Consider the following 19,387-nt stretch of genomic DNA (forward strand, 5'->3'; position numbering starts at 1 on the left):
GGGTGTGCTGTTCTCGACTCTACGACACAACGACTGGCTGTTTGGCGTACTGCGCTGGGAGTCGACTGGCAATACACGGTGTCCCGTCGGTGAGGCTACTAAGAGAAGAGGCCTCCGAGTTGCGAACCAAATTCGCAACTCGGAGGCCTCTTCACACCCTGTGGCAGGTATAGGATTCGAACCTATGTAGGCAATGCCGGCTGATTTACAGTCAGCTCCCTTTGGCCGCTCGGGCAACCTGCCGGGTCAGGCGCTAAACCATGTCACGTGGATCTGTGCGACGTGGTCCTAAAAGCACCTAGATGAGAATACTAGGCACTGGCCGAAACCGGAAATCGGCATGCCGGCCACCGCTCCCGGCCGCTGCCAGTATGGTTGAAAGCAAGTTCAATTCCCCTCAGTTAAGGAGCCCTCATGGCCAGCGATTCTTCGTTCGACATTGTGAGCAAGGTTGACCGTCAGGAAGCCGACAACGCCTTGAACCAGGCCGCCAAGGAAATCTCGCAGCGCTACGACTTCCGCGGTACGGACGCATCGATTGAGTGGTCGGGCGAGAAAGTCATGATGAAGGCGATCAGCGAGGACCGGGTGAAGGCTGTACTCGACGTCTTCCAGTCGAAGCTGGTCAAGCGCGGCATTTCGCTGAAGTCCCTCGAAGACGGCGAGCCGTATCCGTCCGGCAAGGAGTACCGGATCGAAGCGACCATCAAGGAAGGCCTCGATCAGGAGAACGCAAAGAAGGTCACGAAGATCATTCGGGACGAGGCCGCAAAGGGAGTCAAGACCCAGATTCAGGGCGAAGAAGTCCGGGTGACGTCAAAGAGCCGGGACGACCTGCAGGACATTATCGCCCTGCTCAAGGGCAAGGACCTTGAGGTAGACCTGCAGTTCGTGAACTACCGGTAGCACCCGCTAGATCACCGGGCAGCGAATCGGCCAGCGTCGGGAAGGTTGAAGAAGGTCACGCGGAACATCGTGGCGCATGGCGCTCAGGTGGACTACCGGGTCATCTGGAATGCCCGCCAGCGCCGGCTTCCTGACGAGGTCGAACAGGTCCGTCGAATTCTCGCCGCCGACGACTGAGGCGTCGTCCCTCGGGAGGAACGACGCCCAGTGGACGGATGCGCGGAGCTGGTTTCAATTACGCCGGCGCGAAGCCTCCAGCATTCCGTCGCGGCTCGAGACCTTGATCCGCTCGCGGCCCTGCGGCTCGCCCAGCGACCGCTCGAAGTTGTCCAGCGCGTGCCAGCCGTCCCAATCGGTGTAGTCAACACCCTTGTCGGCCAGGAACTTTTCGATTGCCTCCGGCTCGGGCTTCTCCGCGGCGGGCAGGGAGTCCCGGTCCTTGATCAAATGTGAGATCGTTTCAAGCGCATCGCCCTTGGTGTGCCCGATCAGTCCAACCGGGCCGCGTTTGATCCAGCCGGTTGCGTATACCCCGGGAAGCTCGCTCGCGCCAGGCTCGGAAGATTCCAGAACCTTTCCACCGTCGTTAGGGATCACGCCACGGGACGCATCGAAGGGAAGGTCGTTGAGAGGTGAGCCGAAGTACCCCACTGCGCGGTACACCGCCTGCACTGGCCAGTCGTGGTGCTCGCCGGTCCCCCGGACGCCCGCGTTCCCGTCGAGCTCCATCCGTTCCGTTCTGAGTCCCTCGACCTTGCCATCGCCGTATACCTCGACCGGCGCGTGCAGGAAGTGCAGGTGCAGGCGGCGCGAGGCGCCCGCCGGTTCCTTCAACGTCCAGTCAGTCAGCGTCTTGGTTACTTGCTTGGTTTGATTGTTCGAGTGGATCTGCTTCATCGAAGCATCGTCGAACTCGAAATCCTCGGGATAAACGATGATGTCGACATCCGGGACGTGGCCGAGCTCACGGAGCTCCAACGGGGTGAATTTCACCTGGGCCGGACCACGGCGCCCGAAAACGTGCACATCGGTCACCGGCGAGTTCTTCAAGCCCTGATAGACGTGATCCGGGATCTCGGTGGGCAACAGATCATCGGCATGCTTGGACAGCATCCGAGCCACGTCGAGCGCCACGTTGCCATTTCCGATCACGGCGACCTGCCTGGCCTTCAGCGGCCAGGTCTGCGGGTAGTCCGGGTGCGCGTCGTACCAGTTCACGAAGTCCGCGGCGCCGTACGACCCGTTAAGGTCGATGCCGGGGATGTCCAGCGAGGAATCCCGCACGCAGCCGGTGGAGAAGATCACTGCGTCGTAGAAAGTCTGCAGCTGCTGGAGGTCGATGTCCGTGCCGAAATCGACATTTCCGAACACCCGGATGTCACCACGGTCGAGCACCTTGATCAGCGCGTTGATAATCAGCTTGATACGCGGGTGGTCCGGCGCAACGCCATAACGCACGAGGCCGAAAGGCGCCGGAAGGCGTTCGAAAAGATCGATGCTGAGCTCGAAATCCCGTTCAGCCTTCGTCAGCAGGTCCGCTGCGTAGATGCCGGCCGGGCCGGCACCGACGATGGCCACCCGAAGAGGGCGCGTCATATTTGTCCTTCCTCACGGCGCCTTGGCACCGGTAGCGGTTTCACCGCTGAATCAATAGAGCACAGAAGTACATCCTAATTCAGACTAGCCGTGTAGCCCCCCGCGATGCGAAACCGAAGTGAGCAATCACACGTCCGGTCGACCGGCTAGCGCAGGGCACGCGCGGCTCCCGACCCGCACCACTTCATAGCTCAGCGATACGCTTGGAACGTGTCTGCCACCCCAAGCTCCAGCAACGACCCCGCGGCTGCCGCCGCCCCGACGTCGGGGACGGACGAGGCTCAGCGTCGTGAACGAAAGACCGGCCTGCTGCTTGGGATGACCAGCTATCTTTGCTGGGGCGTCATCCCGCTGTACTTCGCCTTGCTCGAACCAGCCGGGTCGATCGAGATCGTGGCCCAGCGGGTGGTCTGGTCACTGCTGCTCTGCGTCATTTTGCTATTCGTGGTCCGTGGTTTCCGACGGACGGCTGTAGTCCTTCGCAAGCCGAAACTCTTCGGTGTTCTCGCGGCCGCGTCGGCATTCGTCGCGATCAACTGGCTTGGTTTCATCTTCGGCGTGCAGACGCACCGGGTCGTCGAGGTCTCGCTGGGTTACTTCATCAACCCGCTCTTCACGGTCTTACTCGGTGTGGTCTTCCTGAAGGAAAAGCTCAACCGGCTCCAGTGGCTTGCCATGGCCATCGGCGCACTCGCGGTCTTGGTAATTGCGATCGGGTACGGCCGGGCGCCCTGGCTTTCGCTGCTTGTGGCCGGCAGCTTCGGTCTCTATGGCTTGATGAAGAACCGGGTCGGCCGGACCGTTGACGCGGTAGCCGGGTTGAGCATCGAAACCATGATCCTGTCTCCGATCGCCCTCGGATACCTGATCTGGCTCGAGGCTTCAGGAAATGGAACCTTCACCTCGGTCAGCCCCGGGCATACTGCTCTCCTGATCGGACTCGGCGTCGTGACCGCCGTGCCGCTCCTGCTCTTCTCGGCGGCAGCACGGCGAGTGCCGCTGAGCTGGATCGGCATGTTGCAGTACATCGCCCCGGTCATGCAGTTCGTCTTCGGCATCACAGTTTTCGGCGAGCACATGCCGCTGGCTCGTTGGATCGGTTTCTGCCTGGTCTGGTCCGCGCTCGTCGTGCTCAGCATCGACATGATGACCAGATCCAGGCGACGACCACGCCCGGTGGCCCCGGCCTAGACCTTTCGGGCCACGACCGTCTCGGCGAAGGTCACCAGCGAATCCTTGGCCACTCCGGCTGGAAGCGGCGCGAGGGCAGTAATCGCCTCGTCAGCCCAACGGTGCGCCTCCGCACTCGCCCGGGCCGTCGCCGGGTGCGCCACCAAGGCCTCTCGGGCGCGGGTCAGGTCTGCATCGTCTGTCAGGTCCGAATCCAGTAAACCGACGAGCTCCAGCGACTCCTGGTCCCCGTTCCTTGCGGCATCCTGCCTGGCATAGAGCGCGGGCAGCGTGGGCACATGTTCGCGCAGGTCGGTGCCGGGAGTCTTTCCAGAAACCGAGCCGTCACTGGTCAGGTCGATGACGTCATCGGCTAGCTGGAATGCGACGCCGACCTTCTCGCCGTACTCCGCAACCACGTCGAGGTATTCCTCGGAGGCACCTGAATAGCGGGCACCGAAGCGTCCGGCGGTGGCGATGAGCGAGCCTGTCTTATCTGCAAGCACCTGGATGTAGTGCGCGACCGGGTCTTCGCCCTCCCGCGGTCCCAGGCTTTCGTTCAGCTGCCCGAGGCATAGCCGCTCGAAGGTGAGCGCCTGCAGCCGGACGGCGTCCGGTCCAAGTCCGGCGACCACGTTGGACGCACGGGCGAAGAGCAGATCGCCGGTCAGGATCGCGACGTTATTGCCCCACAGTTCGTGCGCCGCCGGAGCCCCGCGACGCATCGGCGCGGAGTCCATCACGTCGTCGTGATACAGGGTGGCCAGGTGCGTCAATTCAACGACAACGGCGGCGTCGATCACCTCGGGCCTGGTCGGGTCGCCAAGATGCGCTGCCAGCAGCACCAGCATTGGCCGGACCCGCTTTCCGCCGGCCTCAATCAGATGCTTCGACGCGCGATCGGCGAACCGATCGGTCTGCGCGACGGCGTCGTAGAGCCGGCCCTCGATCTCCTCCAGGCTGTGCTGCATCCGTTCGGTGAACACCGTGTCCTGATGTGGCAGCGCGAAACCAGCGCCGAGACTTATCGGCGCGGTCTGCGGGTGAGCAGCACGTTCTGTCATGACTCCATCACATCATTGATTGTCGGTGGCAGGCGTTAGGAAGGTCAGGGCGTGAATCACCCGATCGTAGGCGTCACGATCAGGACGGCGTGGGTCCTCGGTCAGGTTCGCCAACAGCTTGACGATGAACCGCATTAACGTTGGCAACGCCATGCCGTACTTTACGCCGATCTGCATCAGCGCCGGTCGGCCGATCACCGAGACAAAGCCCCGGCCAAGCGTGTAATAGCTGCCCAACTCGGCCTTCACCGCGCGCGGGTACTCATTCAGCACCCGTTCCTTGTTCGCGACACCGCGTCGGGTGTGCGCCTGCGCGATGACGTCGGCTGCAATCCGGGCAGCCTGCATGGCATAGGCAATACCTTCACCGTTGAAAGGGTTCACCATTCCACCGGAGTCACCGGCCAGCATGATGCCGTCGCGGTAGTGCGGCGTGCGATTGAAAGCCATCGGCAACGCTGCGCCGCGGATCGGACCACGTTGGTGTTCCGGGTCGAACTGCCATTCGGCCGGCATCGACGCGGTCCAGTCGCGCAGTACCTGCCGGTAGTCGACTTTGCCGAACTGTTTCGAGGAATTGAGGATGCCGAGGCCAACATTGGACGTGCCATCGCCGACACCGAAGACCCAGCCATAGCCCGGCAGCACACCGCCACGACTGCCGTCATCGGCATCCTTGGCGCGCAGCTCCACCCAGCTCTCCAGCCAATCATCGTCGTGCCGAGGCGACTCGAAGTAGGTTCGCACCGCCACGCCGAGCGGCCGGTCGTCACGCTTTTCGATGCCAAGCGCCAGAGCCATCCGGGCAGAAATGCCATCACAGGCAAGCACAAGCGGCGCGTAGACGGGCTGTTCCTCTCCGACCCGGCGCCCCTTGTCGTCAGCAGCGGCCGCCCGCACCCCGACGATCCGGCCGGAAACGTCGTCTACGATCGGCGCGGTCACATACGTGCGCTCCTGCAGCTTCGCGCCGGCAGCCTGCGCGTGTCGTGCCAGCGCCTCATCGAAGCCCTCGCGGGTGCGAACCAGTCCGTAATCGGGGAATGTGGAGAGCTCCGGCCAGGGCAGCTCAAGGCGGTGACCGCCGCCGATCAGCCGAAGCCCTTTGTTCTTTCGCCAGCCATCTTCCGGGCGGATCGGCAGGCCGAGCAACTCGAGCTCCCGCGCGGCACGCGGCGTCAGCCCGTCACCGCAGACCTTCTCCCGTGGGAAGGACGTCTTCTCCAACAGCAGCACATCGAGTCCTGCGAGCGCGAGGTAATAGGCTGCCGTCGAACCTGCCGGGCCGGCCCCTACGATGATGACGTCGGCGCTGTTGCTTGCCTGTGCAGCCACTAGGCGTTCTCCGCAGGCTTGACCGCGTGATGGAGCGCGACGATTCCGCCGGACAGGTTCCTGAACTTCGCGTTGTTCCAGCCTGCGGCTGTGAGCCGCCGGGCCAGCGCCTCCTGGTCCGGCCAGTCCCTGATCGACTCGGCGAGGTACACATAAGCGTCCGGGTTCGAGCTGACCGTGCGGGCAACGGCGGGCAGCGCGCGCATCAGGTATTCAAGATAGACGACCCGGAATGGGGCGAATGTCGGGGTCGAGAACTCGCAGATCACCAGCCGGCCGCAGGGTTTGGTGACACGGAGCATTTCGGTGAGCGCCTTCTTCGTGTCTGCGATGTTCCGCAGGCCGAAAGAGATGGTGACTGCGTCGAAAGTGTCGTCGTCAAAAGGCAGGTCTGTCGCGTCGGCATACCGGAAGTCGATGTCCGGCCGACGGCGCCTGCCCTGCGCCAGCATGCCCTGGGAGATGTCGCCGGCGACCACGTCCGCACCGAGGTCTGCGAACGGCTCGCTGGACGTACCCGTGCCCGCGGCAAGATCGAGAATCTTCTCACCGCGCTGCGGCGCGACGGCGCGGACGACGTCATTGCGCCAGCGACGAGCCTGGCCAAGCGACAGCACGTCATTTGTGAGGTCGTAGCGCGCGGCAACGTCGTCGAACATCAAAGCAACCTCATGCGGCTGCTTATCCAGATGGGCACGGTTCATGGGATCTATCGTCTCAGTTGGAACCGGTGGCCGCGAATCGGGCCTGATCTCTGCGCGGACTAGGCTTATGTTTCTTATGACTGTCTCTGCTTCTGCGCCGTCCGCCACATTGCGGGCACATTCCTACTTCGTCGATGGCCTTGCCCAGCACTCCGATTCACCGCTTGGCAGCGAGTTGCCGACCACCCCGGCTGACTTTCTCTCGCGCTTGGCCACCTCCGGGATCACCGCCTGGGTCCGTGGGCATTCCGGCCTGGTCGGCTGGGGCGAATGCACCCGGATCGAGACAGCCGGACCGGACCGATTTGCCGCTGCCGACGCTGCCTGGCGCCAGCTCGTTGCCGCGGGTTCGGTCAGGGATGAGGTCAGATTGCCGGGCAGCGGAGCCATTGCCTTCGGCAGTTTCACCTTCGCCGACGATTCGGAACAATCGTCGGTTCTGATCGTTCCGCGCCTCCTGCTCGGTCGATACCAGGGCCGGGTCTGGCTCACCGTCATGTCGCTGACCACCGATGAGGCCGCCGCGACAGCGAATCCGCTCAATTCGCATCGGCCGCTGAGCCAGCACAACCCGCTTCGCAAACCGGAAGCCGTCACAGTGCGCACCGGCAGCCTGGACGAGGCCGGTTGGCAGGACGCCGTCGTCCGGGTTGTCGAACGGCTGCGTGCCGGTGACGCCGAGAAGGCGGTGCTGGCGCGCGACGTGTTCGCCCGGGCCGCGGAACCCATCGATGTCCGTTACGTTCTGGGCGTGCTCAACGCGACCTATCCGTCCTGCTGGACTTTTCACATCGACGGGCTGCTGGGCGCCACGCCCGAATTGCTGATCAGCTCGCACCGTGGCGAGGTTCGGTCGCGGGTGCTGGCGGGAACGTACCGGACCACCGGAGATCGCGACGCGGACGTCGATGCCGCCCGGGTGGTGTTGTCCGCGCACAAAGACAGCTCGGAGCACCGCTACGCCATCGATTCACTTACCGCCGCCCTGCGGCCGCTGTGCTCGACTCTTGACGTCGATCCGGAACCGTTCATGCTCGAACTCGCCAATGTGATTCACCTGGCCAGCGACGCGCATGGCGAATTGACACAGGATGCCGACGGTAGCCGGCCGTCGTCGCTTGCAGTCGCTGCGACAGTGCATCCGACTGCCGCGGTTGGCGGCACGCCGACCGGGGACGCGGTACGAATCATTGCCGATGAGGAAGGCATGGACCGGGGGCGCTATTCCGGGCCGGTCGGCTGGATGGATGGCAATGGCGATGGCGAATGGGCCATCGCGTTGCGCTGCGGACAGTTCACCTCCGAAGCGCGGGACGAACTCAGACTGTTTGCGGGCTGCGGGATCGTTGCCGACTCCGAACCGGGGAGCGAACTCGAGGAGTCGACCGCGAAGCTCGCGCCGATGCTGAGCGGACTGGGCGTAGAGATGTGAGCCGCTAAGCCGCAAAAGCCGTTCAGTCCCGAAAACGATTGCCCGACCAGACAGATCGTGGCCCTGGCTGCCCGATCAGCGGTTCGGCATCACTATCGTGAGTCGCCTCTGGTCAGGTCGACTCCGTCTGCAGATTTTCCGTCGTTTTCGTCGCGCAAGGTATGTTCCTGCGCGTACGTGTCCATGGTGACCCGCAGCTCCGTCAAGAACGACTCGAATTGGCCAAGCAGTTCCATTGGATATGCACCCATCATTGCGTTCAGACGTCCCGCCAGGGGCTCGAAGAACTCATCCGCGACTCCGTGCATGCCAGGAGTGGACTGGAGCGTGACAACGCGCCTGTCTGTGTGCACCCGGGTTCGGACAATGTGGCCGCTGGCCTCGAGTCGGTTGAGCAGAGACGACGTTGCGCCGGCAGTAAGCGCGATCCTTTCACTCAAGCGCGCCGGTGACAGGGGTGTGCCGCGTTCTTCCGCAGCGAGAATCTCGAGCAGTGCGGATGCATCGGTCGAGTGCAGCCCGAGACTGGCAGCAAACCGACGGCCGAGTTCGGCATAGGTTCTTCCATACGTCCGGAGCCCCTCCATCAACCGGTCGCGCTGGTCTCGGACCTCCTTATCGTCCTCAGTGTGCATCTGCGCCCCTCTCTATGGTGTCACTTGCCAAACTATCAGACCGCAAAGTAACTTTACCATGTAACTATTTGTGCATGAAGATACTTCGGAGGTTTATGAATGTCGGGCTTATCAGTCTCTGTTCGCCGCTGGTTGGGCTTAATGGCCATCGCCCTGGGAGTTGCACTGATCGTGGTCGACACCACCATCGTGAACGTAATCACACCATCGGTGATCGAAGATATCGGGATCGACTCGAGCCAGGCACAGTGGATCCAGGAATCTTACGCGATAATCTTTGCCGCGCTGCTTTTGCTCGTTGGCCGGATCTCTGATCTCCGCGGCGCTCGGCCGGTGTTCATCTTGGGCGTCGTCATCTTTGGTGTCACGAGCCTTATCGCCGGCGCAGCGCCGAACGGCGAGGTCCTGATCCTCGGACGTTTCCTCCAGGGTTTGGGGGCGGCCCTCATCCTTCCCACATCGCTTTCGCTTCTCAACCGCATGTTCACGGGAAAGGCTCGCGGGCAGGCGTTTGCGATCTGGGGATCTACGATCGGAGCAGCCACCGCTCTCGGCCCGGTCCTCGGCGGATGGCTATCGGAGCACTCCTCGTGGCGGTGGGCATTCGGCATCAACATCCCACTCACAATCCTGATCCTGATCCTCGCCATGCTTTTCATCACCCCAACACCTCGAACGAGAGGACGTGTCGACGGCATCAGCGCGAGCCTGTCCATTCTGGGCCTCGGGCTCTTGGCCTTCGGGTTGGTCGAGGGGCGCGTCTACGGGTGGGTCACGAGCCAACGTGCCTTCGAGCTATTCGGCGGCACCTGGGACTCTGGCCTCTCGCCAGCATTCATCGCTCTCGTGCTTGCCGTGATCTTGCTGGTTGGGTTCGTCTGGCGGCAAATCATCGTCAGCCGTGGCACTGGTCGACACGAACCGCTGATGGACGTGAAGCTCTTCTCAATTGCTTCGTTCCGTAACGGAAACATCGCCACCTTGATCATCGGACTGGGCGAGTTCGGAATCATCGCCGTCATGCCGCTGTGGCTCCAGTTCACACTTGATTACACCCCGCTCCAAGCTGGTCTCGCCCTCGTGCCAATCGCAGTCGGAAGCTTCGTCGCCAGCGGAATCAGCTTCCCGCTCACCGCGAAGGTCTCGCCCCTCGGACTGGTTCGTCTCGGCCTCGCCCTCGAGGTTGTCGGCCTGGCCGGCCTCGGTATCGTCGCTGCAGCGTCCGATGCACAGTGGTGGCTCATCGCCCTGGTGCTGTTCTTCTATGGCATCGGCGTCGGCTTCGCAACCTCGCAGGTCACCAACGTGGTCCTTGCAGACGTCCCCGAGGAAGAAGGGGGTCAGAGTTCCGGCATCCAGAGCACCTTCCGTCAACTGGGCTCCGCCCTCGGAATCGCCGCACTCACCACCGTGTTTTTCTCAACTTTGAGCTCGAACCTACGGGACCGTCTGGCCAACGCCGGGCTTCCGGCGGATCAGGTAGCGAAGCTTAGTGAGGCGGTCTCCGACAGCGCCGGCGCCGTAATCGAGCCTCTCTCCAACAATCCTGCCACCGCATCCGTGGCCGACGCAGCACGAGAGGCAATGACGCAAGCACTCACTTTCGGATCGTACCTCGCCGCAGGATTCCTTGTCGTCGGTGTGATCGCCACCTTCCTCATCCCGAACACACGCAAAGCAGAGTTACAAGCTGGCTCCGAGCCGGCGGTTGCTGACGAAATGAGCACCTCCCAGCCATAGGCGCCAAGCGAATGCCCGGCCTCCACACGGTCGGGCATTCGTGGCAGAACCGTCTTTATTCTCGGCTTGGGCCCTCGACGGACAGTGCGTGGCTCGATCCGTCAAGGGATCTACGAGCAGACCCAGCTTGGTTCTCTCAGCGCCGGCGTAAGGGCGGCGCCTCCAGGGCGCAGTGCAGCTCGTGCGAGGCCGGACCCGGAGCGCCCCGGGATGGATTCCGAATTGTGATGGCTGCCAGCACGCCGCCGGCAACGCACAGACCGGCTGCGATCAGTACCGCGCTGCGGAAGCCTTCCAGCAAGGCCGAGGGATGCAGGTAAGCGTCCCCGGTGATCCCCGCCGCGACCGGGAGGACCGCCACGGCCAACAACCCTGCTGTTCGCGCCACCCCATTGTTGACTCCCGATGCGATGCCCGCGTGCTCCGCCGGAGCCGCCGCGAGCGCGGTCGAGGTCAACGGCGCCACGTTGATCGCCAGGCCGAGACCGAACACCAGGATGGCGGGCAGCACCTGGGTCAGGTAGTCCCCTGAGCCGTCGATTCGGACCAGCAGGGCCAGCCCTGCTGCGATCACGATTGGACCGAGCGACATCTGCAGCCGCGGACCGATCCGATCGGCGAGCGCTCCTGAACGTCCGGACAGAGCCAACATGATCACAGTGATTGGGAGTAAGGCCACCCCGGCAAAAAGCGGCGAATAGCCAACCGCCTGCTGCAAGACAATCGGCAGCAGGAAAAGTCCTCCGCCCAAGGCGGCGTACACGACGAAGGTCACCGCGTTAGCGGCCGAGAACTGCACGGACCGGAAGATGCCGAGCGGCAGCATCGGATTCGTCGCATGCCGCTCCCAAACCAGGAACACGACCAGCAACGCCACTCCGGCCCCGAGCGATAGCACTACAAGTGGCGAGAGCCAGCCGTCGTTCGGGCCGGAGATCAGCCCGTAAGTCACGCCGATCAGGCCGGCGGTAATGCTCAACGCACCGACGATATCCAGCCGCTGCCGGCTTCTTTGCACCGGAGGTTGCGGAACGTGGCGGATGGCGATCAGGACGGCCGCCGCGGCGAGCGGGAGGTTGATCAGGAAGATGAGCCGCCAGGATACGGCTTCTATCAGCCATCCCCCGAGGAACGGTCCGATGGCGCTGGCCACGCCTCCGAGCCCGGACCAGGCACCGATTGCCTTCGACCGATCAGCCGACACGAAGACCGACTGCAGGATCGCAAGACTGCCGGGAGTCAGCAATGCGCCACCGATCCCCTGCAAGCCGCGGGCAAAAATCAGGGTGATCGCGTTCGGGGCAAGGGCACAGGCCAACGAGGCCAGCGCAAACCAGACCGTACCGAGGATGAAGAGCCGTCGCCTGCCGTAGCGGTCGCCCAGCGTTCCGCCGAGGAGCAGTAGGCCGGCAAGGGTGAGCGTGTACGCATTCACCACCCACTGCAGGCCTGCGACGCCGACGTCGTACTCCCGGCCAATTGTCGGAAGCGCGACGTTGACCACGGTGGCGTCCAGGCCCGCCATCCCCGAGCCGAGCACTGTCGCAGTAAGCACCCATCTGCCGGGGCCGGTCGCATAGCGAATGCCCTCGCTCTCGCCAACAGCACCTTCGCCAGTCATGATTTCAGCGTAGTCGCGAATACCGTGCCAGAGCCGGGTCAGGACCGTGCTAGAGCCGGGTCAGCACTTCCAGAATGAGCGCCAGTCGCTCGCCGAGCGCCGGCAGATGTATCTGCTCATGCTCAGCATGGGCGCCCTGCCCAAGGGGCCCGAAGCCATCAAGAGTAGGGATGCCGAGACCACCGGTGAAGTTCGTGTCCGCCGCGCCGCGGGCGGGCCGCGCATCGAGCGTCTGACCGATGTCACGTCCGACATCAAGCACGAGATTGGCCAGCCGGCGGTCCTGAGCTGACTCCTGCCACGCCGGCCTGGAGGTCACGACCTCGAACGCCACTTCAGCACCGGCATTCAGCGGCGCGATCTTCGCCAGCTCACCCAGCACTCCTGACTCACTTGCCCGCTCACGGAACCGGAAACCGATCTCGGCCGTGGCGGACGCGGGTACGACGTTCGTTTTTCCGCCGCCGCTGATTGTTCCGACGTTGCAGAGCATCCCATCGTGATGCCGGTCAACCACTGCGCGCAGGGCCGTCAGTTGGTCGACAAGCTCATCGATCGCATTCACGCCCTTATCCGGGTCAAGAGCGGCGTGCGCTTCTTTGCCAGTCACCGTCACCCGAGCCCGGGTGCTCCCCCAGCGACCGAGTTTCAGGCTGCCATCCGGATGCGGCGCCTCGAATCCAAGGGCGCACACGGCCGCCTCGGCCGCCAGTTCAACGATCCGGCGCGACGTCGGCGAGCCAATCTCCTCGTCGGCATTGAACACCACGCGCAGCGGACGATGCGACGCCGCCTCACCGGAAGGCTGCCGGAAGTTCAGCACGTCCAATGCCGTCATGATCAGCGCGAGTCCGCTCTTCATGTCGTAGACCCCGGGCCCGAACAATGTATCCCCGGCACGCCTCAGCGGCATCGTCCCGGAAAGCGATCCAGCCGGATGAACCGTGTCATAGTGCCCGAGCAGCAGAATCGGCTCCAGTTCCGCTTTGGTGCCGCGACCCGGGAAGTCAGCCACCAAATGATCACCGGTGGGTTCGGATTCGCGGCGGACCTTTCCGCCGAGGCCGGTGAGGTCGGCCTCGAGCTCATCAACAAATGCGCCGATCCGACTCGGATCGCCGGTGGGCGTCTCCAAAGATACGTAGCGAGCTACCAGCGATTCCAGCTCGGCAACTTGGCCTGAAAGATCAAACGTTGCTGTCATGGTTACTCACAATCGAGAAGTTACGTATCATAAACATTAGAACTTATCAGACTCCGCACCGTTGACACCGGGAAGCATCTGCTGCTATTCATAAGATACGTTCCGAATAGTCCGGCGCATCCATGCCGTACATCGCAAGGACATCCCGGGACGACATTGTCCAAACAACCCACCCGCGGTGAGCGGAATTGGAGAATCGTGATCTCGTCCCCGGTCGGGACTCCCCTGGTCCGCCTGCTGGAATCTGCCGAAGATCTTCAGGCCGCAGCCGGTCTGTACCGTGAAGTCTTTAACTACAGCGATAGCGAAGCGGGTGTCAACCCCCGGCTGCTGAAATCCCTGCAGGAGAACGGCGGCTCGGTTGTCGGCGCAAAGGATCAGAACGGGAACGTCGTGGCATTCGCCTACGGCTTCGCGGCGATCGCCGACGGTACTGTTTTTCACTACTCGCAGGCCGCCGTTATCCGCCCCGACTATCAAGGCTTCGGCATCGGTCGGGCCCTGAAGCAGAAGCAGGCTGACGTCGCTCGGGCCACCGGCACCACCTTTATGCGCTGGGCCTTCGATCCGGCAATCGCACGGAATGCGCATTTCAACCTTGACACCCTCGGTGCGGTCGGCATCCGGTTCCGCCGGGACCTTTACGGCATCGGTGAGTCGGACCGGCTGATCGTGCAGTGGGATTTCGACTCCGCCGCCTCGGCTGCCAAGCCAGGCCTTTCCGGCACCAAGATGGGCGGTGCCGAGCGTGAGTCCATGGCGGACGAGGCTGATACCTCGCCAGCGGTCTGGGGCCGATTGACCGAGACAGCCGACCGTGCCTGGATCACCATCCCCTCCTCCATCGCGGACCTCGCCGCTTCCGACCCGGCAAGCGCTTCGACCGTGCGCTCTCGGCTGGCCGACAGCCTGGAAGCCGCACTCGGCCGCGGTTTACAGGTGGCCGGATGCCATAAGATCGGCCCCGGCACGGCGCGCTACGATCTCGTGCACCCACAGAGCCCCGCAACCACGGAGGACATCCAGTGACTGACAACCATGCAGCAAACCGCGCACTTGTCACCCCCGGCGACCGTTATGGCGCGCGAATCGCGCGTAACTCCTCCGCCGTCGCGTTGCAGGCACAGCTCATCGCCCAGGAAACCGCCAATCTGGCAGAGGCGTTCGAACATTTTGCCAATGATGGCGCCCCGGCCGCGGCAGCCGCGGCGACGGTCGCTGCCCGCCGTCGGTTTATCACTGGGGCCGGTAAATCGTTCGCCTACGCCTCCCTGCTTGCCACCGATCTCTCCGCCGGGCTCTCCCACGTCACCCTGGTCGATGGAGCAATAGTGCGCCCGCTCGACCTGCTCAGCGAATTGCGGCAGACAGATCTGCTGATCGCGTTCTCGTTCCGTCGATATCGCAGAGAGACCATCTCGGTGGCCACGGAATTCGCGCGGTCCGGCGGCACCGTCATCGCCATCACGGATGACGCTTCGGCACCGCTGGCATCGATCGCCGACCAAACGATCGTCGTGCCGACCGATAGCGCCTCCTATGCCGATTCGCCGACAACCGTCGCGGCAACCATTCACCTGCTGTCCACGCTGACCACCGCAAGCGCCAAGGGCGCCCGCCGCCGCCTGACCGAACGAGACAGAATCAGCGATGCGCTCGGCATCTACCAGGAGACATGACCATGCGAGTCGTCGAAGCCAGTCTGCACCTCGTGCGGCTGCCGCTAGTGCACCAGTTTCAGACCAGCTCTCACCGCAAGGCCCACCTCGATCACATCCTGGTCCGGTTGGTCGATGAGTCCGGCGTCGTTGGCTGGGGCGAGATCGCCTCACCCAGCGACCCGTTCTACTGCCCGGAGACCGTCGAAACGTGCTGGCTAATCGCCGAGAAGTACCTGCTTCCGGCGGTGCTGGGTGCCGAATGGGAGCACCCTGCGGAAGTCCCGGCGCTGTGGCGGAAGGTCCGCGGCCACCGCTTTGCCGCTGCCGGCATCGATGCCGCCGCCTGGACCCTGTTCGCCGAGGCACAAGAACTGCCGCTGAGCACGGTGCTCGGCGGAACCCGCACCTCGGTCACGGCTGGAGTGTCCTTGGGAATCGAGCCGACGATAGACGCCCTCCTCGGACAGGTGCAGATTCATGCCTCGGCCGGATACCAGCGGGTCAAGCTGAAGATCGCGCCGGGCTGGGATGTCGAGCCGGTCGCCGCGGTGCGGCAGGCATTCGGAGATGTCGACCTGCACGTTGACGCGAACGGAGCCTACCCGGCCACCGATGAGTCATTTGCCGTGATGCGGCAGCTCGACGCCCAGGGGCTGCGAATGATCGAACAGCCGTTTGCTCCGCGGGATTTCGTCTCCCACGGCAAGCTGCAGTCACAGATCGGCACCCCGATCTGCCTGGACGAGTCGGTCGAAGACCTGGCCGACTTTCGCACCGCACTAGCGTTGGACGCCGGTCGCATCCTCAATATCAAGGTCTCCAGGATGGGTGGCCTCACCGCCGCTCGTGCCGCCCATGGGCTGGCCGCTGAGCATGGTGTCCCGGTGTGGTGTGGCGGTATGCACGAATTCGGCATCGGCCGCGCGGCAAATGTTGCACTCTCCTCGCTGCCGGGCTTCTCGCTCCCATCGGACGTTTCCGCTTCTGCGAAGTACTACGCACGCGATGTCATCGTCCCGGCTGTCGAGGCGGAGCAGGGTGAGGTTCTGGTTCCTGCGTCGCCGGGCCTGGGGTACGCCGTCGACGAGGACTTTGTCGCGCAGAACGAACTGCGAGTCGCTCGGCTCGGCGAAGAGACCAGCGGCTAAGAATCGTCTGGCGAGCAGCTCGGTCCGGCTACCCTCAGCCGGGTCAGTCGCTGGCCGCGCTCAGCCAGTCAGCCGCTGGCCGCGCTCAGCCGGTCAGTCGCTGTTCGACCGCGTCGCGGACCCGGGCGGCGAAGTCCCGATGGCTGTCCCGGTGAACCGCCACCTCAATGATCGAGCGTCCCTTTCTGGGCGCGTCCAGCACACGGTCCAGCTCTTCACGGGTCGTCGCACGAGCGTAATCCCAGCCGTACCCGGCGGCGATCTCCTCGAAGTTCCGCCCGTGAGGTGTGCCGAAGATCCGTTCGAAGACCCCCGCAAATCTTTGCTCGCCGTGCTCGAGGGTGGCGAAGATGCCGCCACCGTCATCGTTGACGACGACAACCTGCAGCTCAGGTTCCTGTTCAAGCGGCCCGATCAGCAGCGCGCCGATATCGTGCAGCAGGGTGAGGTCGCCGAGCAGCACCCGGACCGGGCTACTGGCCAACGAGATTCCACTGGCCGTCGAGACAGTGCCGTCAATTCCGGATAGGCCACGGCCAGCCATCACTGTTGCCCGTGATTGTGACGTCATCGCCAGGTCGACATCGCGCACCACGTTCGACGAGCCGAGGTAGACCTGCCCGGGTCTGCCGATCACGGCGTCGGCGACCGCAAAGTTGTTCAGGCTATCTCCGTCGCTCGCGGCGACCTTCCGCACGGCAGCGCTGGCCGCAGCGCCGGCCGCCAGCCAGTTCTCGCACCACTCCTCGTCGATGTCGGGGCCATGGTGCGCGGTTCTACCGGCCACGGCGCCGGCGCCCGGGTCCGCGTCCGGGACTGCGACTGCGTCCGCCAATTGAACTGCCTGGACGATCGTCGCGTTTGGCACACCGGCGCCGAACCACTCCGGTTCCGGGCTGACAACAATGTGCTCGACGTCGCGTCGGGCCAGCAGTCTACTGACCGGGCGGCTCAGTGTTGGTCTGCCGAATGTCACGACCCGCTCGATTCCCTCGGACAGTGACGATCCGAGGATCAGCCGGTAGACCGGTATCGATGATGTGCTGCGGCATGCGCCCGAGGATGGCTCCGCCAGAAGGGGCCACTTCGCGCGTTCAGCGAGTGCGGCAGCCGCCTTGCCGACCTCGGGGTCGACCGAGTCCCCGGCGAGCACGACGGTTCGCGGGCCAGGGGCCACCTGGTGCACGGCAGCGGGCTCCGGGGTCCGTTCTTCCCCCGTCGGGTGGCCGGCCAGCTCGCTGGCGGCACGCGCCCAGTGTTCACCGGACGCCGAAGCCGACCCTGCGGCTGCCGGCCCTTCGGCGTCTGTTGAGTCCGGCACCAGCGGATCACGAAATGCCAGGTTGAGTTGCACCGGACCCGGACGCCGGCCGGCCTGCGATGTGGAACCCAGGCCCCGAGCGGCGGCGATGGCCGCACACAGCCCTTTGCTCCACTCGGCTAGTCGTTCCGGCGAATCCGGGGCCGGCAGGTCGGCAAGGAACCGCACTTCGCTACCGAACATCTCGTGCTGGGCGCGCATTGTCTGATTGGAGCCGGTGCCGCGCAGCTCGGCCGGGCGGTCCGCGCTCAGCACGATCATCGGCACCGAGCCGTAACTCGCTTCGAGCACCGCTGGGTGCAGGTTCGCCACGGCAGTTCCGGACGTCGTCACGACCGCAGCCGGGTAACGGCTTCCGCGGGCAAGCCCCAGCGCCGTGAAGCCCGCCACCCGCTCGTCAATCCGGACATGCAGGGTAAGTTCGCCAGCATCCGCGGCGGCGACCAGCGCATAGGCCAGCGGCGCGCTGCGCGATCCGGGCGCCAGCACAACATGGCGCACGCCGTGTGCAATCAGGCTTTGGACGACAAGCTGCGCTGATGCGGTGGAAGGGTTCACCCCTGCATCTTCCCTCAAGTCCCAGACTGCCCGCCGCATGGGGCTCGCACCGGCGTCAGTGGAACGTCATGACCCCGCAATCTCGGAGTCGCTGCGCAAAATGCAGAACTCGTTGCCCTCTGGGTCGGCAATCACCATCCAACCGCCCTCAGTTGTCCGTCGGTCCTCCACTTCGACCCCACCGAGTGCCAGAACCCGCTCGATCTCCTCCGATTGTGTCCGGTCTATGGGCCTGAGATCCAGATGCAGCCGGTTCTTCGCCTGCTTACCCTCTGGAACTTCAATGAAAAGCAGGGGCATGGCGCTATCCGAACCGAAGATCATGCATTCTTCATCGCCGGGTTCGTCAGGGTTCTCGGGATCCTGGGCATAGCCAAGGACAGCCGCCCAGAAGAGTGAGAGCTGATAAGCGTTGGCACAATCGACAGTGGTGTGCGAGATTCTCGACGTCATGTCCACCAGCATACGGTTGGACGCTCGTCAGGCACTGGGATTCAGCCGACCCGGCATGAACTGACGCCCGTCCCAGGCTTCGCCGATCGAACGCCCAGCCGATCGGGTGGCACCATTCAGCCGCATTACGCGCCCGCAAATCCGCGGGTTCCCACTGTCGGTCCTTCCTGACACAATGATCGCGTGGAAAACCTCACCAATCAGCAGATCATTGACGCTCGCCTGGACGATTGGCGCAAGCTCGCCCAGGCCCTGCATGCCCGGTTCTTGACCGACGATTTCGTCACCGGCCTTCGCTTCGTCACGGTCGTAGCCGAGGCCGCCGAAGCTGCCGGCCACCATCCTGATGTGACGCTGACCTACCCGTTGGTGGATCTGAAGCTGATCAGTCACGATGTCGGCTCGATCACCCAGCGAGACGTCGATCTCGCACGGCAGATCAGCGAAATCGCCCGCGAGCAGGGAATCTCTGCCGAACCGACCGCGGTGACCCAGTTCGAGTTAGCACTGGACACCGCAGATCTCGCCGACGTCGGGCCGTTCTGGGCCGCAGTGCTCACCGGGAGCGTCGACGCTCTGACCGCAGATGAGGTTCGCGACGCCACTGGAAGGGTCCCCTCTCTCTGGTTCCAGGGCACCGAAGCACACGAGATCCCGCGCCAGCGTTTCCATGTCGATCTGTGGGTGCCGCACGACGTAGCCGATGAGCGAATTGCGGCCGCGGTTGCCGCCGGCGGCCGGGTGGTCGACGACGAACAGGCACCGTCCTTCGTCGTCCTCGCCGACCCCGAGGGAAACAAAGTTTGTGTTTGCACGATTCTGGATCGTTAAGGCCGCGA

At 63.9% G+C, this 19,387-nt stretch carries 18 protein-coding genes and 1 tRNA gene; 9 read left to right on the forward strand and 10 right to left on the reverse strand.

Annotation, left to right across the window (positions count from 1 at the left end; genetic code table 11):
• Nucleotides 1–161: 161 nt before the first annotated feature.
• Nucleotides 162–243 (reverse strand) — tRNA-Tyr (locus LWF01_RS12545).
• A gap of 171 nt (nt 244–414) precedes the next feature.
• On the opposite strand from LWF01_RS12545, the gene LWF01_RS12550 reads away from it, so the two are divergent.
• Both LWF01_RS12550 and LWF01_RS12555 read left to right on the forward strand, forming a co-directional pair.
• Nucleotides 415–906: a YajQ family cyclic di-GMP-binding protein gene (locus LWF01_RS12550; RefSeq protein ID WP_349637713.1), complete on the forward strand. Its 492-nt coding sequence runs from the start codon at nt 415–417 to the stop codon at nt 904–906.
• Between the two features lie 45 nt (nt 907–951).
• A complete protein-coding gene (locus LWF01_RS12555) occupies nt 952–1,083 on the forward strand; it encodes a ribonuclease HepT family protein (protein ID WP_349637714.1) in 132 nt (43 codons plus the stop codon).
• Between the two features lie 54 nt (nt 1,084–1,137).
• Here the strand turns inward: LWF01_RS12555 and LWF01_RS12560 are convergent, their stop codons facing one another.
• Nucleotides 1,138–2,502: an FAD-dependent oxidoreductase gene (locus tag LWF01_RS12560; protein WP_349637715.1), complete on the reverse strand. Its 1,365-nt coding sequence runs from the start codon at nt 2,500–2,502 to the stop codon at nt 1,138–1,140.
• Nucleotides 2,503–2,712: 210 nt separating this feature from the next.
• On the opposite strand from LWF01_RS12560, the gene rarD reads away from it, so the two are divergent.
• Nucleotides 2,713–3,693: an EamA family transporter RarD gene (gene rarD / locus LWF01_RS12565; protein WP_349637716.1), complete on the forward strand. Its 981-nt coding sequence runs from the start codon at nt 2,713–2,715 to the stop codon at nt 3,691–3,693.
• On the opposite strand, the gene LWF01_RS12570 is transcribed toward rarD, so the two are convergent.
• From LWF01_RS12570 to LWF01_RS12580, 3 genes are read right to left on the reverse strand one after another with little or no spacing between them, the layout of a single operon-like run.
• On the reverse strand, nt 3,690–4,736 hold the full coding sequence (locus LWF01_RS12570) for a polyprenyl synthetase family protein (protein WP_432761955.1): 1,047 nt from the start codon (nt 4,734–4,736) through the stop codon (nt 3,690–3,692). The two genes, rarD and LWF01_RS12570, sit on opposite strands and share 4 nt — an antisense overlap.
• Before the next feature lie 12 nt (nt 4,737–4,748).
• Nucleotides 4,749–6,071, reverse strand: coding sequence for a geranylgeranyl reductase family protein (locus tag LWF01_RS12575; RefSeq protein WP_349637717.1), 1,323 nt, complete (start codon nt 6,069–6,071; stop codon nt 4,749–4,751).
• Entirely contained in the window at nt 6,071–6,775 is a 705-nt protein-coding gene (locus tag LWF01_RS12580; RefSeq protein ID WP_349637718.1) for a demethylmenaquinone methyltransferase, read from the reverse strand. Before LWF01_RS12580 ends, LWF01_RS12575 begins: the two co-directional genes overlap by 1 nt.
• 76 nt (nt 6,776–6,851) lie before the next feature.
• Between LWF01_RS12580 and LWF01_RS12585 the strand changes: the two genes are divergently transcribed.
• Nucleotides 6,852–8,207: an isochorismate synthase gene (locus tag LWF01_RS12585; RefSeq protein ID WP_349637719.1), complete on the forward strand. Its 1,356-nt coding sequence runs from the start codon at nt 6,852–6,854 to the stop codon at nt 8,205–8,207.
• A gap of 92 nt (nt 8,208–8,299) precedes the next feature.
• On the opposite strand, the gene LWF01_RS12590 is transcribed toward LWF01_RS12585, so the two are convergent.
• On the reverse strand, nt 8,300–8,842 hold the full coding sequence (locus LWF01_RS12590) for a MarR family winged helix-turn-helix transcriptional regulator (RefSeq protein ID WP_349637720.1): 543 nt from the start codon (nt 8,840–8,842) through the stop codon (nt 8,300–8,302).
• Between the two features lie 99 nt (nt 8,843–8,941).
• Here LWF01_RS12590 and LWF01_RS12595 point away from each other — a divergent pair, with 99 nt between their 5' ends.
• A complete protein-coding gene (locus LWF01_RS12595) occupies nt 8,942–10,582 on the forward strand; it encodes an MFS transporter (RefSeq protein WP_349637721.1) in 1,641 nt (546 codons plus the stop codon).
• Between the two features lie 136 nt (nt 10,583–10,718).
• Here the strand turns inward: LWF01_RS12595 and LWF01_RS12600 are convergent, their stop codons facing one another.
• Nucleotides 10,719–12,203: a DHA2 family efflux MFS transporter permease subunit gene (locus tag LWF01_RS12600; protein WP_349637722.1), complete on the reverse strand. Its 1,485-nt coding sequence runs from the start codon at nt 12,201–12,203 to the stop codon at nt 10,719–10,721.
• A gap of 49 nt (nt 12,204–12,252) precedes the next feature.
• A complete protein-coding gene (locus LWF01_RS12605) occupies nt 12,253–13,407 on the reverse strand; it encodes a M20/M25/M40 family metallo-hydrolase (protein WP_349637723.1) in 1,155 nt (384 codons plus the stop codon).
• A 198-nt stretch (nt 13,408–13,605) separates the two neighbouring features.
• Here LWF01_RS12605 and LWF01_RS12610 point away from each other — a divergent pair, with 198 nt between their 5' ends.
• The 3 genes from LWF01_RS12610 to menC are packed head-to-tail and all read left to right on the forward strand — an operon-like array spanning nt 13,606 to nt 16,216.
• Complete coding sequence (locus LWF01_RS12610) at nt 13,606–14,436, forward strand: GNAT family N-acetyltransferase (RefSeq protein ID WP_349637724.1); 831 nt, start codon at nt 13,606–13,608, stop codon at nt 14,434–14,436.
• Complete coding sequence (locus LWF01_RS12615) at nt 14,433–15,086, forward strand: MurR/RpiR family transcriptional regulator (RefSeq protein WP_349637725.1); 654 nt, start codon at nt 14,433–14,435, stop codon at nt 15,084–15,086. Before LWF01_RS12610 ends, LWF01_RS12615 begins: the two co-directional genes overlap by 4 nt.
• Nucleotides 15,083–16,216 (forward strand): o-succinylbenzoate synthase, encoded by a 1,134-nt coding sequence (menC, locus tag LWF01_RS12620; protein WP_349637726.1) that lies wholly within the window; start codon nt 15,083–15,085, stop codon nt 16,214–16,216. The genes LWF01_RS12615 and menC overlap by 4 nt, the downstream gene beginning before the upstream one ends.
• Before the next feature lie 85 nt (nt 16,217–16,301).
• Here menC and menD read toward each other — a convergent pair whose 3' ends face one another.
• Together menD and LWF01_RS12630 are read right to left on the reverse strand one after the other, a co-directional pair.
• Entirely contained in the window at nt 16,302–18,095 is a 1,794-nt protein-coding gene (gene menD / locus LWF01_RS12625; protein WP_349637727.1) for a 2-succinyl-5-enolpyruvyl-6-hydroxy-3-cyclohexene-1-carboxylic-acid synthase, read from the reverse strand.
• A gap of 66 nt (nt 18,096–18,161) precedes the next feature.
• Nucleotides 18,162–18,548, reverse strand: a complete 387-nt coding sequence (locus LWF01_RS12630) for a VOC family protein (protein WP_349637728.1) — start codon at nt 18,546–18,548, stop codon at nt 18,162–18,164.
• Between the two features lie 183 nt (nt 18,549–18,731).
• Here LWF01_RS12630 and LWF01_RS12635 point away from each other — a divergent pair, with 183 nt between their 5' ends.
• Entirely contained in the window at nt 18,732–19,379 is a 648-nt protein-coding gene (locus LWF01_RS12635) for a 4a-hydroxytetrahydrobiopterin dehydratase (protein ID WP_349637729.1), read from the forward strand.
• The last annotated feature ends 8 nt before the right edge of the window (nt 19,380–19,387 follow it).

The organism is Saxibacter everestensis, from assembly GCF_025787225.1.
Classification (GTDB): domain Bacteria; phylum Actinomycetota; class Actinomycetes; order Actinomycetales; family Brevibacteriaceae; genus Saxibacter; species Saxibacter everestensis.

What these genes read in the sequence shown, in the direction of transcription:
- LWF01_RS12580 (WP_349637718.1), bottom strand. Translation starts at nt 6,775, where the DNA reads ATGAACCGTGCCCATCTGGATAAGCAGCCGCATGAGGTTGCTTTGATG.
- LWF01_RS12595 (WP_349637721.1), top strand. Translation starts at nt 8,942, where the DNA reads ATGTCGGGCTTATCAGTCTCTGTTCGCCGCTGGTTGGGCTTAATGGCC.
- LWF01_RS12550 (WP_349637713.1), top strand. Translation starts at nt 415, where the DNA reads ATGGCCAGCGATTCTTCGTTCGACATTGTGAGCAAGGTTGACCGTCAG.
- LWF01_RS12570 (WP_432761955.1), bottom strand. Translation starts at nt 4,736, where the DNA reads ATGACAGAACGTGCTGCTCACCCGCAGACCGCGCCGATAAGTCTCGGC.
- LWF01_RS12605 (WP_349637723.1), bottom strand. Translation starts at nt 13,407, where the DNA reads ATGACAGCAACGTTTGATCTTTCAGGCCAAGTTGCCGAGCTGGAATCG.
- LWF01_RS12585 (WP_349637719.1), top strand. Translation starts at nt 6,852, where the DNA reads ATGACTGTCTCTGCTTCTGCGCCGTCCGCCACATTGCGGGCACATTCC.
- menC (WP_349637726.1), top strand. Translation starts at nt 15,083, where the DNA reads ATGACCATGCGAGTCGTCGAAGCCAGTCTGCACCTCGTGCGGCTGCCG.
- LWF01_RS12600 (WP_349637722.1), bottom strand. Translation starts at nt 12,203, where the DNA reads ATGACTGGCGAAGGTGCTGTTGGCGAGAGCGAGGGCATTCGCTATGCG.
- LWF01_RS12590 (WP_349637720.1), bottom strand. Translation starts at nt 8,842, where the DNA reads ATGCACACTGAGGACGATAAGGAGGTCCGAGACCAGCGCGACCGGTTG.
- LWF01_RS12630 (WP_349637728.1), bottom strand. Translation starts at nt 18,548, where the DNA reads ATGACGTCGAGAATCTCGCACACCACTGTCGATTGTGCCAACGCTTAT.
- LWF01_RS12560 (WP_349637715.1), bottom strand. Translation starts at nt 2,502, where the DNA reads ATGACGCGCCCTCTTCGGGTGGCCATCGTCGGTGCCGGCCCGGCCGGC.